Annotated in this window: 13 protein-coding genes; 6 read left to right on the plus strand and 7 right to left on the minus strand. The window is 65.5% G+C overall.

The window, feature by feature from the left end:
- Position 1 precedes the first annotated feature (1 nt).
- Both T331_RS0114085 and T331_RS18455 read right to left on the minus strand, forming a co-directional pair.
- Complete coding sequence (locus T331_RS0114085; protein ID WP_026440489.1) at positions 2–1,780, minus strand: thiamine pyrophosphate-requiring protein; 1,779 nt, start codon at positions 1,778–1,780, stop codon at positions 2–4.
- A 19-nt stretch (positions 1,781–1,799) separates the two neighbouring features.
- Positions 1,800–2,651, minus strand: a complete 852-nt coding sequence (locus T331_RS18455) for a hypothetical protein (protein WP_051622395.1) — start codon at positions 2,649–2,651, stop codon at positions 1,800–1,802.
- 194 nt (positions 2,652–2,845) lie between these two features.
- Between T331_RS18455 and T331_RS0114095 the strand changes: the two genes are divergently transcribed.
- Both T331_RS0114095 and T331_RS0114100 read left to right on the plus strand, forming a co-directional pair.
- On the plus strand, positions 2,846–3,295 hold the full coding sequence (locus T331_RS0114095) for a PPC domain-containing DNA-binding protein (RefSeq protein WP_008492115.1): 450 nt from the start codon (positions 2,846–2,848) through the stop codon (positions 3,293–3,295).
- A gap of 129 nt (positions 3,296–3,424) precedes the next feature.
- Positions 3,425–3,763 carry a DUF2322 family protein gene (locus T331_RS0114100; RefSeq protein WP_205619713.1) on the plus strand — a complete coding sequence of 113 codons (339 nt, stop codon included), beginning with the start codon at positions 3,425–3,427 and terminating at the stop codon, positions 3,761–3,763.
- 6 nt (positions 3,764–3,769) lie between these two features.
- Here the strand turns inward: T331_RS0114100 and T331_RS18460 are convergent, their stop codons facing one another.
- The 4 genes from T331_RS18460 to T331_RS0114120 all read right to left on the minus strand — a co-directional run bounded on the left by T331_RS18460 (position 3,770) and on the right by T331_RS0114120 (position 8,199).
- Complete coding sequence (locus T331_RS18460) at positions 3,770–5,530, minus strand: PAS domain-containing hybrid sensor histidine kinase/response regulator (protein WP_008492117.1); 1,761 nt, start codon at positions 5,528–5,530, stop codon at positions 3,770–3,772.
- Positions 5,530–5,853 (minus strand): circadian clock KaiB family protein, encoded by a 324-nt coding sequence (locus T331_RS0114110; protein ID WP_026440490.1) that lies wholly within the window; start codon positions 5,851–5,853, stop codon positions 5,530–5,532. The genes T331_RS18460 and T331_RS0114110 overlap by 1 nt, the downstream gene beginning before the upstream one ends.
- Positions 5,853–7,547, minus strand: coding sequence for a circadian clock protein KaiC (kaiC, locus tag T331_RS0114115; RefSeq protein ID WP_026440491.1), 1,695 nt, complete (start codon positions 7,545–7,547; stop codon positions 5,853–5,855). Before kaiC ends, T331_RS0114110 begins: the two co-directional genes overlap by 1 nt.
- A gap of 187 nt (positions 7,548–7,734) precedes the next feature.
- Positions 7,735–8,199 (minus strand): Lrp/AsnC family transcriptional regulator, encoded by a 465-nt coding sequence (locus tag T331_RS0114120; protein ID WP_026440492.1) that lies wholly within the window; start codon positions 8,197–8,199, stop codon positions 7,735–7,737.
- Positions 8,200–8,334: 135 nt separating this feature from the next.
- On the opposite strand from T331_RS0114120, the gene alr reads away from it, so the two are divergent.
- Both alr and T331_RS0114130 read left to right on the plus strand, forming a co-directional pair.
- Complete coding sequence (gene alr, locus T331_RS0114125) at positions 8,335–9,462, plus strand: alanine racemase (protein WP_026440493.1); 1,128 nt, start codon at positions 8,335–8,337, stop codon at positions 9,460–9,462.
- 21 nt (positions 9,463–9,483) lie between these two features.
- Complete coding sequence (locus tag T331_RS0114130; protein WP_026440494.1) at positions 9,484–10,734, plus strand: D-amino acid dehydrogenase; 1,251 nt, start codon at positions 9,484–9,486, stop codon at positions 10,732–10,734.
- Here the strand turns inward: T331_RS0114130 and T331_RS0114135 are convergent.
- Positions 10,725–12,197, minus strand: coding sequence for an AlkA N-terminal domain-containing protein (locus T331_RS0114135; RefSeq protein ID WP_026440495.1), 1,473 nt, complete (start codon positions 12,195–12,197; stop codon positions 10,725–10,727). The genes T331_RS0114130 and T331_RS0114135 overlap by 10 nt on opposite strands.
- A 141-nt stretch (positions 12,198–12,338) precedes the next feature.
- On the opposite strand from T331_RS0114135, the gene T331_RS0114140 reads away from it, so the two are divergent.
- Both T331_RS0114140 and T331_RS0114145 read left to right on the plus strand, forming a co-directional pair.
- Complete coding sequence (locus tag T331_RS0114140; RefSeq protein ID WP_280512648.1) at positions 12,339–12,890, plus strand: methylated-DNA--[protein]-cysteine S-methyltransferase; 552 nt, start codon at positions 12,339–12,341, stop codon at positions 12,888–12,890.
- 36 nt (positions 12,891–12,926) lie between these two features.
- On the plus strand, positions 12,927–13,136 hold the full coding sequence (locus T331_RS0114145; protein WP_008492126.1) for a hypothetical protein: 210 nt from the start codon (positions 12,927–12,929) through the stop codon (positions 13,134–13,136).
- Position 13,137: the final 1 nt, after the last annotated feature.

Consider the following 13,137-nt stretch of genomic DNA (forward strand, 5'->3'; position numbering starts at 1 on the left):
CCTATTTCCCGTTCGGCAGCACGGAGGCCAGCATCTGCCGGGTGGAGTTCTTCACCACCGAGGCCCGTTCCGGCTCGTGCCAGAGCGAGGCGAGGAAATTCCGCGCATCCTTGGCGGTGATATGCGGCGGCAGCGGCGGCACATTCGGGTCGGTGCGCATTTCCAGAATTACCGGCCGGTCCGCCGCCAGCGCCTCGTCCCAGGCCGGGCCGATCTGCTCCGGCTTATCGACATAAATGCCTTTCAGCCCGAGCAGCTCAGCATATTTGGCGTAGGGGAAATCCGGAATGGATTGGGTGGAGAGCGTCTTCGCCTCGCCCAGCTGCACGCGCTCCTCCCAGGTGACTTGGTTGAGATCCTGGTTGTTGAGCACCATCACGATGAAATGCGGGGTTTTCCATTGCCGCCAATATTTCTTCACGGTGATCATCTCGCAGATGCCGTTCATCTGCATCGCCCCATCGCCCATGAAGGCGATGACGCTGCGCTCCGGAAAGGCGAATTTCGCCGCGATCGCGTAGGGTACGCCGGCCCCCAGCGAGGCCAGCCCGCCGGAGAGCGAGCCCTTCATGCCCCGGCGCATCTTGATATCGCGCGCATACCAATTGGCGACGGAGCCGGAATCCCCGGTCATGATCGCGTTTTCAGGCAAACGCGGGGAAAGCTCCCAGAATACGCGCTGCGGGTTGATCGGGCTGGCCGGCTGCATGGCGCGGTCTTCCATCAGCTTCCACCAGGACGCGACGTTTTTCTCAATGCTGTTGCGCCAGCCAAGATCCTGCTTCTGCGTCAGCAGCGGCAGCAAGGCGCGCAGCGTGGCGGCGCTGTCGCCGATCAGATTGACCTCCATCGGGTAGCGCAGGCTGAGATTGGCGCCGTCAATATCGATCTGCACGCCGCGCGCCTTGCCGGGTTCGGGCAGGAATTCCGAGTAGGGAAAGGCGGAGCCGACCATCAGCAGCGTGTCGCAGCCTTTCATCATGTCCCAGGTCGGCTTGGTGCCGAGCAGCCCGATGCCGCCGGTCACGAAAGACAGTTCATCCGGCAGCGCCGCCTTGCCCAGCAGCGCCTTGGCCACCCCGGCGCCGAGCCGGTTGGCGATTTCGATCACCTCATCCGTCGCATGCAGCGCCCCGGCGCCGACCAGGATCGCGACTTTCTTGCCCTCATTCAGCACGGCGGCGGCTTTCTGCAAGCCATCGGCCTCCGGCGTGCGCGCCGGGGTGGCGAAGCCGATGCCGGTATGGGTGGCGCCATGCGCCATCGGCGGGTCGCTGTAAGGCAGCTCCTGCAGATCATTCGGCAGGATCACGCAGGTCACGGTGCGCTTCTCATGCGCGATGCGCACCGCCCGGTCGATCAGATGCCGGACCTGCTCCGGCACGCTTGCCGTCATCACGAACTCGCCCGCCACATCCTTGAACAGATTCTGCAGGTCGATTTCCTGCTGATAATGCGCGCCCAGCGAGGTACGCGCCTGCTGCCCGACGATGGCGACCACCGGCGTATGGTCCAGCCTGGCATCATAGAGCCCGTTGAGCAGATGCACCGCCCCCGGGCCGGAGGTGGCGTAGCAAAGCCCGACCTGGCCGGTGAATTTCGCATGCGCCGACGCCATGAAGGCGGCCATTTCCTCATGCCGCACCTGCACGTAATCCATGTAGGGGAGGGCTTTTTCGAGCGCGATATCCAACCCGCCGACGCCGTCCCCCGGATAGCCATAGACCCGGTTCAGCCCCCATTCGGAGAGGCGCTTCCAGACGAATTCAGATACATTCATGCTCATTGCAAAACTCCGATCAATCCTCGGGATGGTCGCGCAGCAGCGCCAAAGCGGCGAGGCCGGCGAGGGCCAGGCCGGTGAAGCTGGGCGGGGCGGGGATGGGCGGGCCATCAACCGCGTTCTGCCGCCAGTTGCGCCAGCCGCCCATGGCGCGCGAGACGCCGTAAATGTGAAACCCGACACCGGCGATGCCGAGCATCGCGGTCATCCGCAGCCAGAGCCGCGAAAACCAACGATTCTTGCGGCCATCGCCGCATGCGGCATTGGCCATCATCGCGGCGGCGGCCGGCGGCATCGTCACCGGCAGCAGCATTGCGGGGTTTTGGAAGGCGCCGCGAAAATGCAGCAGCCCGGCCTCGCCGCTGGTGCCAAGCAGGCCGATGGAGGTGACCAGAGACGCCACCCGCCCGGCATTCAGCCCACAGATTTTCGGCGTGGTCCCTGGGTCCGCATCGCGCACACGCTCACCCAGCAGACCGAACAGGCCGGAGAGTAATATCGCCGCCGGCGCGCCGACCGGGCCGGAATAGAACAGATTTTGCCAGCTCAGCCCACCAGGCTTTTTCATCGCGTTGTAAATGTGAAAGCCGGTGCCGGCGAGGCCGGTGGCGGCGGTGAGCGCGAAAATCGCTTCCCGCTTGGCATGGCGCTGCTGTTTGTCATCGCCATGGCCATGCAGTGATCCCGCCAGCGCCGCCAGCGAGGTCGCGATCGGCGCCAGCATCGCCGGATTGTGAAACGCCCCGCGATAATGCTCGACCGCGCTGTCCAGCAGCACGGAAGTTGCCAGCATCGCCGCGCCACGGTTGAGACGTTTGGCGGCGAGGACAGCGGGTGTATGGCGCTTGCTTGGGACGGGCGGTTTCATCCGGCCTCCGGCTTGGAAATGGTCCAGGGGATATGGCGCCGAGGAGGCGTGAGAAAATAGACGCGGCCGTTAACATCCGGCCATTTTTGCGGCTTTCGCCCATGCCCCGGTGTGGCGGCTGTCGCAACACACCATCTTCGTAAAAGCCCGCCGCTGTGCAGGCGGCGATCAAGTTCAATCAAAAGGAGATGTCCATGCCAGCGAAATTGCTGCACGAGGCAAATGGTTTGCGGGTTTTCTCAATCGTTCTGAAGACGGGCGAGGACATCATGGAGGCGCTGAATGCGTTCGTGCGCGAGGAACAGGTGGCGGCGGCGCAGATCACCGCCATCGGCGCGTTCAGCGCCGCGATGCTCGGCTATTATGACTGGGCCTCGAAATCTTATTTGAAATTGCCCGTGGATGAGCAGGTCGAGGTCGCGGCTTTGCTGGGCGACGTGGCGTTGGGCGAGGAGGGGGCACCGGTTCTGCATCTGCATTGCGTGCTGGCGCGGCGCGATGGCAGCACCAAGGCCGGGCATCTGCTCTCTGGCACCGTGCGGCCGACACTGGAAATCGTGCTGACCGAAAGCCCCGCGCATCTGCGCAAGACACATGATCCTGAGAGCGGTCTGGCGCTGATCGATCTGCCACATTCGGATTAAAGCCGGGGCATGAAATGTGACGCGCTGACATCTGTAGTCCCATGCGCGTTCGCGGCTGCTTCGCTTGAGGTGGCTCTCCCTGGCGAAGCGTGATACAGGCCGCCGCGCATTTGAACGGGATGAAGATTTATGCAGGCGATGATCCAACCGGCGGCCTCCTTCAAGAGCAATTTGGCGCAATTGCCCGGCATCGAGGGGGTCAAGCGCATCGAGCTGTTCGATGCCGCCGGGGCGCTGGTGGGCAGCATCGAGAACCAGCCGGGCAAGCAGGGCTCCCTGGCCGTCTATCTCTATCTGCGGCAGCTATTCGGGGCGCTGGATGCCAAGGCGGCGGCGCACGGGCTGGCGGTGTTTGCCGAACATACCGAGGATGCCCGCCAGCGCCCCGGCGCGCATCCGAATATCGACCGGCTGCTGGCGCTGGCGCAGGGCGCGGCCCCGCTGCGCATCGAGGTCATCGCGGCCTGAGAGGCCCTACCGCGCGGCGGGCTGGCTGAGAATATCGCCGATCCGCCGTGACAGCTCTTCCAGACTGAACGGCTTGCTGAGGATTTCGATGGCGTTTTCCAGGCTGCTGTTCAGCACGGATTGCTCCGCATAGCCGGTGATGAACAAGGCCTTCAGCGTCGGCCGGAAGGCGCGCGCGGCATCCACCAGCTGGCGGCCATTGATGCCGCCCGGCAGCCCGACATCGGTGATCAGCAGATTGATTTTCAGATCGGAGCTGAGCATCGCCAGGGCGCTCACCCCATCGCTCGCCTCCAGCGCCTTGTAACCGAGATCGTTCAGCACCTCGGCGACCAGGATGCGCACCGAGGGCTCATCATCCACCACCAGCACGGTCTGGCCGGCGCCGGCGGTCGGGCTGTCCTCGGCCGGGGGGGCGTTCTCAGACGGCAGCGCGTGCCCTTCATGCACCGGCAGATAGATGAACAGCGAGGTGCCGCGCCCGAGTTCGGAGGCGATGTCCACCTGGCCGCCGGATTGCTGCACGAAGCCATAGACCATCGAAAGCCCCAGCCCGGTGCCCGAGCCTTGCGGCTTGGTGGTGAAAAACGGGTCGAACACGCGGCAGAGAAGATCCTCGGGAATGCCAGAGCCGGTATCCGCGACACGCAGCACGATATAGGCCCCAGGGGAGAGCGATTTTGCCTTCGCCGCGTCCTCCTCCAGGACCAGGCTGGAGATATCGATCAGGATCTCGCCGCCCCTGGGCATCGCATCGCGGGCATTGATGCAGAGATTGAGCAGGGCGTTTTCCATCTGCCCGGGGTCGATCAGCACCAGCGGCCCGCCCGGGGCGGCGTTGGTGTGCAGGGTGATTTCGGGGCCGACCGTGCGCTGGATCAGATCCATCATGTCGCCGACCAGATCGGCGAGGTCGGTCGGTTTCGGCGCCAGGGTCTGGCGGCGGGAGAAGGCCAGCAGCCGGTGGGTGAGGGCGGCGGCGCGCCGTGCCGCGTCCTGGGCGATGCCGACATAGCGGTCCACACCCTGCAGCCGCCCCTGGCGCAGCCTGGTCTGCAGCATTTCCAGCCCGGCGGTGATGCCGGTGAGCAGATTGTTGAAATCATGCGCCAGCCCGCCGGTGAGCTGGCCGACCGCTTCCATCTTCTGGCTCTGCCGCAGCGCTTCCTCGACACGCTCGCGTTCCTGGATCTCGGCGCGCAACCGGCGATTGGCCTCCGCCAGCGCCTCGATATGCTGCTTATGCTGGGTCAGGTCCGTGACCACGCCGCAGAGCAGGTTGAAGCCGCCATCGCTGGGCAAGGGGCTCAGCGACAAGGCCACGGGGACAGGCTGCTCGGGGCGGACCGCGATGGTCAGTTCGCGCCGCGCCCCCTGGCGCAGCGCCTCACCCAGCAGGGCGGGAAACAAAGCGGCATCGGCCGCCAGCGGCACCAGCGTCGCCAGATTGCGGCCGATCAGCGCCTGCTGGTCCGCCGCCAGCATGTCCGCCAGGCGGCGGTTGCAATAGAGAATGGTCCCGGTCTCGTCGAGGGTGAGCGCGCCTTCCTGGATCTCCTCGATCAATACCCGATAGGGCCGGTCGGCGGCGCCGATGGTGTAGACCTCATGCCCCTTGCTTGCATTGGCCATGACGAAGGCATCGATCTCGCCGCGACGGATCGCATCGAGCGTCTCCTCGCTCTCCTGCAGCCTCGCTTCCAACGCCCGGATGCGCGCGGTGAGAGCGGCATGGGCCGGCTCGTGAGCGGGGGGCGCGCCTGTCATCAACCAGCGCTCTTCGGCCTTACATCCAACCCGACCAGAACCTTATCGGTGTTCGACAGATCGCCGATGATGCGCTTCAGCGGCGCCGGCAGCTTCCTGACCAGCGTGGGGATGGCGAGGATCTGGTCCCCCGCCGCCAGGCGCGGATTCTGGATCAGATCGATCACCTCGATCTCATAGCGCCCGGCCAGATGCTCCTCGCACACCTTTTTCAGGTTGGAGAGCGCGGTCAGGGATTTGCTGGTCTGCCCGGCGACGTAAAGCCGCAGATGATAATGTTCAGGATCGTCCAGCATCGGGTTGGTCTCGTCGTCATGTTCCATTACGAATATCCACGCATATGGGCTTGAATTTCGCGGTCCAGCCGCAGCTTGTCCTCGCGCGCATCGGCTTCGGAGAGCCGGATGGTCTCCTCCAGCTCCTCGCTCTCCAGGGCCGCGCGCAATTCCTCGATCTGGCGCTCCAGCGCGGCCCGCCTTCGGACCACCTCGCGGCGGCGCTGCTCGGTCTCCTGCTGGCGGCGCAGCTTGGCGGCGGCCTCGCGCGCCACCTGGGTGATCCGCGCGGTGCCGGTCATTACACCTTCAGGACCGATATAGGGTTCGATCAGCGCGATGCCAGCATGGCTGATCTGATATTCGCGCACCTGGTTGGAATGGCCCATGCCGCGCGCCTTGATCACGTAGAGCGTGCGGTTCAGCTCGCCATTCGCCTCGTCATTTTCGAGCTTGACCCAGGCATCCATCAGCGAGGAGAGGCCGGTTTCGGTATCATCCATCATCCCGCCATCGCTGCGCAGCGTGGTGAACAGCCCGGTGATGCCGCGGCTCTTGAGCAGATCGATCATCCGCAGCAGCGTCGCGTGCACTTCGGCGAGGGGGCCGCGAAAGGCGCTGATCGGGTCGATGATGACGACATGCGGGTCGAATTGCTGCAAATCCCGGTTCATCCGCGCCAGATGCATCTCCAGCCCGAACAGGCTGGGGCGGGATGCCTCGAAGCGCAGCAGCCCCGATTGCACATGCTGGCCCAGCTCCAGCCCGTAGGAGCGGGCATTGCGCAGGATCTCGTCAGCACTTTCCTCGAAGGCGAAATACAGGCAGCGCTCGCCACGCGCGCAGGCGGCGGCGGCGAAATGCGCGGAAAAGGCGGTTTTGCCGGTACCGGCGACGCCCGAGACCAGCACGCTGGAGCCACGGTAAAACCCATTCTTGCCCAGCATCGCATCCAGCCCGGGCACGCCGGAGGAGGCGATTTCATCCGAGGCCGGGCGGTGCAGGCCCGAGGAGGTGACCGGCAGCACGCTGATCCCGCCAGTATCGATCAGGAATGGATATTCATTGGTGCCATGCGCGGAGCCGCGATATTTGACCACACGCAGCCGGCGCGTGGTGATCTGGTCGACCACCCGGTTATCCAGCAGCACCACGCAGTCGGAGACATATTCCTCCAGACCCTGGCGGGTGAGCTGGCCATCGCCGCGCTCGCCGGTGATGATGGCGGTCAGCCCGCGCTCCTTCAGCCAGCCAAACAGCCGGCGTAGCTCGGCGCGCAGCAGGGCCTGGTCGGTAAAGCCGGAAAACAGCGTCTCGATCGTATCCAGCACCACCCGCTTGGCGCCGATGGACTCCACCGCGAAGCCGATGCGCAGGAACAGCCCTTCCAGGTCGTATTCGCCATTTTCCTCGATCTCGCTGGGGTCGACCCGGATATGGTCGATGGCGAGCTTGCCCTCCTCGATCAGCGTCTCCAGCTCATAGCCGAGCGAGGCGACATTGGCGGCGAGATCCTCCGCGCGCTCCTCGAAGCTGACAAACACGCCCGGCTCGTCGAACCGCGTGGCGCCGTTGACCAGGAAGGTGGTGGCGAACAGCGTCTTGCCGCAGCCGGCGGCGCCGCAGACCAGGCTCGGCCGTCCCGTCGGCAAGCCGCCCAGCGTGATCTCGTCGAACCCGGAAATGCCGGTCTGTGTCTTGGCCAGGCCGGCCGGCATGGCGGCGTGATCGGAGGAAGGCATGCTCGGCGTGGTCTCCACCTGAAGGGTTAAGCGTGACTCATGCTGCTGAACCGGCGGCCGCGTGACGTTTCTGCGCACAAAGGTAAGTCATACTGATGTTCATGAAGCTTGGAAATATAGCGTTTCGATAAGTTAATCGCGGCGCAATTTGCCCGCTTCGCCGCGACATGGCGCAACGGGGGCGGTGTCAGCGCCGGCCTTTCGGGCGGGTGGCCAGGACGTTCTTGATCGAAAAGCTGGAATGGATGCGCAGCACCCCCGGCAGGGTGGAGAGGATCTCTTTATGGATCCGCTCGAACTCGCCGGCATTGGCGACCTCGACCCGCAGGAAATAATCCGAGCCGCCGGTCATCAGATAGCATTCCTGGATTTCGGGATGTTTGCGCACCGCCGCCTCGAAGCGGTTGAGATAATCCTCGGTCTGGCGCTCCAGCGTGATATTGATCAGCACCGCGATGCCCTGATGGGCGGCCCCGGGCTCGACCAGCGCGGTGTAGCCGCGAATGACTCCCGCCGCCTCCAGCAGCTTCACCCGGCGCAGGCAGGCGGAGGCGGAGAGCCCGACCTCCTGCGCCAGCTGGGCGTTGCTGATGCGGGCATTCACCCGCAGCAGGCGAAGGATATTGCGGTCGATGGCGTCTAGGGTGGACATGCAGAACCTTCCATTTCTTCGTTGATTCTATCAAAAATTCGCAAATCGCAAAATATTCCGGCGCAATATGGCGGGAATCGGCATGATTGTTGCGTTAAGCTCCATGGCTTGTTTCAACCTTTCGGCGGATGCACGATGGACAGTCTCGGATGGACCAGCGCCCAGGCGGCGGACGCGACCGGATATCCCGGTCTGTTGACGATCGATCTTGGCGCCCTGCGCCGGAATTATGAGCAGCTTTGCGCGCTGGCGGCCCCGGCCGAGGTGGCGGCGGTGGTGAAGGCCAATGCTTACGGGCTGGGGGTGGCGCCGGTGGCGCGCACGCTGCTGGCGGCCGGATGCCGGCAATTCTTCGTCGCCCAGCTGGGCGAGGCGCTGGCGCTGCGCCCGCTTTTGCCCGAGGCGGCGCGCCTGTACGTGCTGAACGGGCTGCTGCCGGGCACCGCCTCCATTTTTGCCGCGCACAACCTCATCCCGGTGCTGAACGCGCCGGAGCAGCTCGAAGCCTGGCAGGCCCAGGCCCGCGCCTGCGGGCGGCGGCTGCCGGCGATCTTGCAGTTCGATACCGGCATGTCGCGCTTCGGCGTGGCACCGCGGGCGCGGGCTTCGTTCCGTGCCGCGCTGGCGGCGGCGCCGGAGATTGAGGCGCTGTATGTGATGAGCCATCTCGCCTCGGCGGATGAGCCGGATGCCGCGCAAAATGCCAGCCAGCGCGCCGAGATGCTGAAAATCACCGCCGAGTTCGCGCCGCTGCCGGTCTGTTTCGGCAATTCCGGCGGGGTGCTGATGGGGGCGGATTTCCATGGCGCGCTGGTGCGCCCCGGCATCGCGCTGTATGGCGGCGCCCCGCATGCCGGGCGGGTGGGGCCGATGGCGCCGGTGGTCGGGCTCTCGCTTTCTGTCGCGCAGATCCGCGAGGTGCCAGAGGGCGCCTTGATCGGCTATAGCGCCACCTACCGCGCGGCGGCGCCGATGCGCCTGGCCGTGCTCGCCGCCGGCTATGCCGATGGCTTGCCGCGTGCCTTGAGCGGGCGTGGCGCCGCCTATTATGGCGGGATCCGGCTGCCGATGGTCGGACGGCTCTCGATGGATAGCCTGATCGTCGATATCACCCACCTGCCCGAAGGCGCGCTCGCCCCTGGCGATCTGGTCGAGATGATCGGCCCCCATCAAAGCCTGGAGCAGCTCGCCGCCGATGCCGGCACCATCTCTTATGAAATCCTCACCAGCCTCGGCCAGCGTTATCGCCGGGTCTATCTCTGAATCGCGAAACGGAAGAACGGCATGAAGATCACTGTTCTCGGCGCCGGCGTTGTCGGCGTCACCACCGCCTACCAGCTGGCGAAATCCGGCCATGAGGTCACGGTCATCGACCGCCAGCCCGGCCCGGCTTTGGAAACCAGCCATGCCAATGCCGGCCAGGTCTCCTTCGGCTATTGCGGCCCCTGGGCGGCGCCGGGGATTCCGCTGAAGGCGCTGAAATGGCTGTTCCAGGAACATGCCCCGCTGATCCTGCGGCCGAAGGCGGATCCGGCCATGCTCTCCTGGCTGCTGCAGATGCTCGCCAATTGCTCCACCGGCCGCTACGCCGTGAATAAAGGCCGCATGCTGCGCCTGGCCGATCTCAGCCGCGAGGCGCTGGCGCAGGTGCGCGCCGAAACCGGCATTGATTACGATGCGCGCATGCGCGGCACCGTGCAGCTTTTTCGCACCGATGAGCAGATGGAAGCCTCGGCCAAGGATGTGAAGGCGCTGAAAGCCGATGGTGTTGCCTTCGAGATTCTCGATGCCGAAGGCTGCGCGCGGGTGGAGCCGGCGCTGGCGGCGGTGCGCCACAAGATCAAAGGCGGGCTGCTGACCCCGAATGACGAAACCGGCGATTGCTTCAAATTCACCAACGCGCTGGCCAAGCAGGCCGAGGCGCTGGGCGTGGTGTTCCAGTACAACACCGAAATCAAGGACGTGCTGACGGAAGCTGGCAAGATTACCGGCGTGCTCACCGGCGCTGGCGCCCAGAAGGCCGACAGCGTGGTGATGTGCATGGGCAGCTTCTCGCCCTTCATGGTCAAGCGCTTCGGCATCAAGCTGCCGGTCTATCCGGTGAAGGGCTATTCGCTGACCATCCCCATCATCGATGAAAGCCGCGCGCCGGTTTCAACCGTTCTCGATGAAACCTACAAGATCGCGATCACGAGGCTGGGCGAGCGGATCCGTGTCGGCGGCATGGCGGAGATTTCCGGCTACACCACGGACCTGCCGGAAGCGCGCCGGCGCACGCTGGAGCTCTCAGTCACCGATCTGTTCCCCGGCGGCGATCTGTCGCGGGCGCAATTCTGGACCGGGCTGCGGCCGATGACTCCGGATGGCACGCCGGTGATCGGCAAGACCAAGATTGCCGGGCTGTACTTGAACACTGGCCATGGCACGCTGGGCTGGACGATGAGCTGCGGCTCCGCCCGCCACATCGCCCAGCTGGTCGGCAACGGCAAGACGGATCTGGACGCCGCCGATTACGAAGTCGCGCGCTACGGCTGACAAAGCGCGATCGCCTCGGGATGCGACCAGATATGCAGCGTCGCGTAGCTGCGCCAGGGCCGCCAGCCCGCCGCCGCCGCTTCGATCTGTTTCCAGGGTTGCCGGCCGAATTGATTGCGGATCGCGATATCCTCGTGCGGAAACGCGTCCGGCCAATGCAGCGCGCGCATCGCGATATATTGCGCCGTCCAGGGGCCGATGCCGGGCAGGGCGCGCAGGGCGGCGATGGTTTTTTCAGCCGGCAGGCCAGATCGCAGATCGAGTCCGCCAGCGGCGATCGCGCGTGAGAGCGCGATCAGGCTGGCGGCGCGGTTGCGGATGATGCCGAGTGCTGCGATGTCATCGATCGTCGCGTCGCTCAGGGATTTTGGCGTCGGTGCCAGCAAATTCAGCGCCTCGAACGGGGTGGCGAGTGGCGTGCCGAAGCGCGCCGCCAGGCGGCCGGCCAGGGTGGTCGCGGCTTTCACGGTGATCTGTTGGCCGAGAATCGCGCGCAGCGCCATCTCATGGCCATCGAAGGCGCCGGGCACGCGCAGGCCGGGATTGCGCGCCACGATCGGCGCCAGCGTCACATCGCGCCGCAGTTGGCCGGAAATGATGTCCGGCCGCGCATCGAGGTCGAACAGATCCCGCAACCGCCCGAGCAGGGCCGGCAGCACGGGGGTGAGGCTGTGCGGGAATTCGACCAGCAGCTCATCGCTTGGCGCGCGCTGCGTCACCTTGACCCAGCCGACAGCGCCGCCAAGCCGCACGGTGCGGGCATAAAAATCCGGGGTGACATGCTCCACACCCTTGATCATCCGCCCGGCGAGGAAGGCGAGCACGCCGGGCCAGTCATAAGGCGGCCGGTAGGCGAGGCGCAGCTGCGCGCAGGCCTGCGCCGCGATGCCGGGGGAAGGCGTGGCAGCCTCCCGGCGCAGGCGCGAGGGGGGCATGCGATAATGCCGGCTGAACGCTTCGTTGAAGCGCCGCAGCGAGGAAAAGCCGCTGGCGAAGGCGATCTGGGTCACCGGCAGGCTGGTTTCCGTCAGTAATTGCTTGGCCAGCAGCAGGCGCTTGCTCTGCAGCAGCTCCATCGGCGAAAGGCCGAGCTGGGCCTGCATGATCCGCCTGATCTGGCGCGGGCTGAGCTCGAATTGCGCGGCAATCTGCGCCAAATTTGCGCCAAGCCCGATATCCCCGGTTTCGATCCTCTGCGCGATCAGATGCGCGATGCGCTGCGCGTCATCCACCGGCGCCGCCCCCGGTGCCAGCTCCGGGCGGCAGCGCAGGCAGGGCCGGAAGCCGGCTTTTTCCGCCTGCCCGGCGCTTTCGAAGAACCGGCAATTGCGCGCGGTTGGGGTTTTGGCCGGGCAGATCGGCCGGCAATAGATGCGTGTGGAGGTGACGCCGACATAGAAGATGCCGTCGAAGCGTGGGTCGCGCGTGGTCAGCGCCTGGTAGGCCGCCTGGTTTTCGATCATCCTCTCCACCCGGATTGGCTTGAGCGGGAAGCATAGCGCGCCAAGCGCCGGCCGCTAGCCATTTTCGGACATCGCGCCGCCCCCCGCCACGATGTCCGAAAATGGCCAGCCCGAACGCGCCGGCGGGTGTAGGACGCTGGCATGATGCAGGAAAGGGCAGGAGAGATGGGCTATCTGTTCAGCGTGATCGACTCACCGGTCGGGGCGTTGCGGCTCGTCGGCAGCGCGGCGGGGCTGGCGGGCGTGCTGTGGGCGCGGGAGCTGCCGGCGCGGGTGCCGCATCTGCACGACGCGCGGCAGGACGCAACGCATCCGCTGCTATGCCGCGCGGCGGTGCAGCTGAACGAATATTTTCAAGGACGCCGCAGCATGTTCGACATTCCCTTGGATTTCGTCGGCACGCCGTTTCAGCTGCGGGTCTGGAGCGCGCTGACCCGTATCCCCTTTGGCGAGACCCGCAGCTATGGCGACATCGCCCGCGCCATCGGCGCGCCCGCGGCGGTGCGGGCGGTGGGGGCGGCGAATGGCCGCAACCCGGTTTCGATCATCGCCGCCTGTCATCGTGTCATCGGCGCCAATGGCAGCCTGACAGGCTTCGCCGGCGGGCTGGAGGCGAAAGCCTATCTGCTCCGCCATGAAGCCACCCGGCTTGCCGCCGCCAGCCTTAAACCGCACTTAACCGGCCAGGCTTAGAACCCTCTCAGTCTTTACCGAGGGAGGAATTCATCGATGTCCATACCGGCAATCTCCGATCCGAAATGGCGGAGCGCGCTGACGGGGGCCGAGCCGAAGGTCAATTCGCTCGCCACCAAATTGCTGCTGTCGCGGCTTCGCGAGGAGGTGCGGCACAATCCGTCCGGTATCGGCCGCGCGGCCGCGGAACTCCATGAATTTTTCGCCAACAACGCCTTCGCGGCGCGCGATCTCGTGAATCTTTAAG

The sequence above is a fragment of the Acidocella facilis ATCC 35904 genome (assembly GCF_000687875.1).
Taxonomy (GTDB): Bacteria; Pseudomonadota; Alphaproteobacteria; order Acetobacterales; family Acetobacteraceae; genus Acidocella; species Acidocella facilis.

What these genes read in the sequence shown, in the direction of transcription:
- T331_RS18455 (WP_051622395.1), bottom strand. Translation starts at nt 2,651, where the DNA reads ATGAAACCGCCCGTCCCAAGCAAGCGCCATACACCCGCTGTCCTCGCC.
- T331_RS0114110 (WP_026440490.1), bottom strand. Translation starts at nt 5,853, where the DNA reads ATGGAACATGACGACGAGACCAACCCGATGCTGGACGATCCTGAACAT.
- T331_RS0114135 (WP_026440495.1), bottom strand. Translation starts at nt 12,197, where the DNA reads ATGATCGAAAACCAGGCGGCCTACCAGGCGCTGACCACGCGCGACCCA.
- T331_RS0114130 (WP_026440494.1), top strand. Translation starts at nt 9,484, where the DNA reads ATGAAGATCACTGTTCTCGGCGCCGGCGTTGTCGGCGTCACCACCGCC.
- T331_RS0114100 (WP_205619713.1), top strand. Translation starts at nt 3,425, where the DNA reads ATGCAGGCGATGATCCAACCGGCGGCCTCCTTCAAGAGCAATTTGGCG.
- T331_RS0114095 (WP_008492115.1), top strand. Translation starts at nt 2,846, where the DNA reads ATGCCAGCGAAATTGCTGCACGAGGCAAATGGTTTGCGGGTTTTCTCA.
- T331_RS18460 (WP_008492117.1), bottom strand. Translation starts at nt 5,530, where the DNA reads ATGACAGGCGCGCCCCCCGCTCACGAGCCGGCCCATGCCGCTCTCACC.
- alr (WP_026440493.1), top strand. Translation starts at nt 8,335, where the DNA reads ATGGACAGTCTCGGATGGACCAGCGCCCAGGCGGCGGACGCGACCGGA.
- T331_RS0114140 (WP_280512648.1), top strand. Translation starts at nt 12,339, where the DNA reads ATGATGCAGGAAAGGGCAGGAGAGATGGGCTATCTGTTCAGCGTGATC.
- T331_RS0114120 (WP_026440492.1), bottom strand. Translation starts at nt 8,199, where the DNA reads ATGTCCACCCTAGACGCCATCGACCGCAATATCCTTCGCCTGCTGCGG.
- T331_RS0114085 (WP_026440489.1), bottom strand. Translation starts at nt 1,780, where the DNA reads ATGAATGTATCTGAATTCGTCTGGAAGCGCCTCTCCGAATGGGGGCTG.
- T331_RS0114145 (WP_008492126.1), top strand. Translation starts at nt 12,927, where the DNA reads ATGTCCATACCGGCAATCTCCGATCCGAAATGGCGGAGCGCGCTGACG.
- kaiC (WP_026440491.1), bottom strand. Translation starts at nt 7,547, where the DNA reads ATGCCTTCCTCCGATCACGCCGCCATGCCGGCCGGCCTGGCCAAGACA.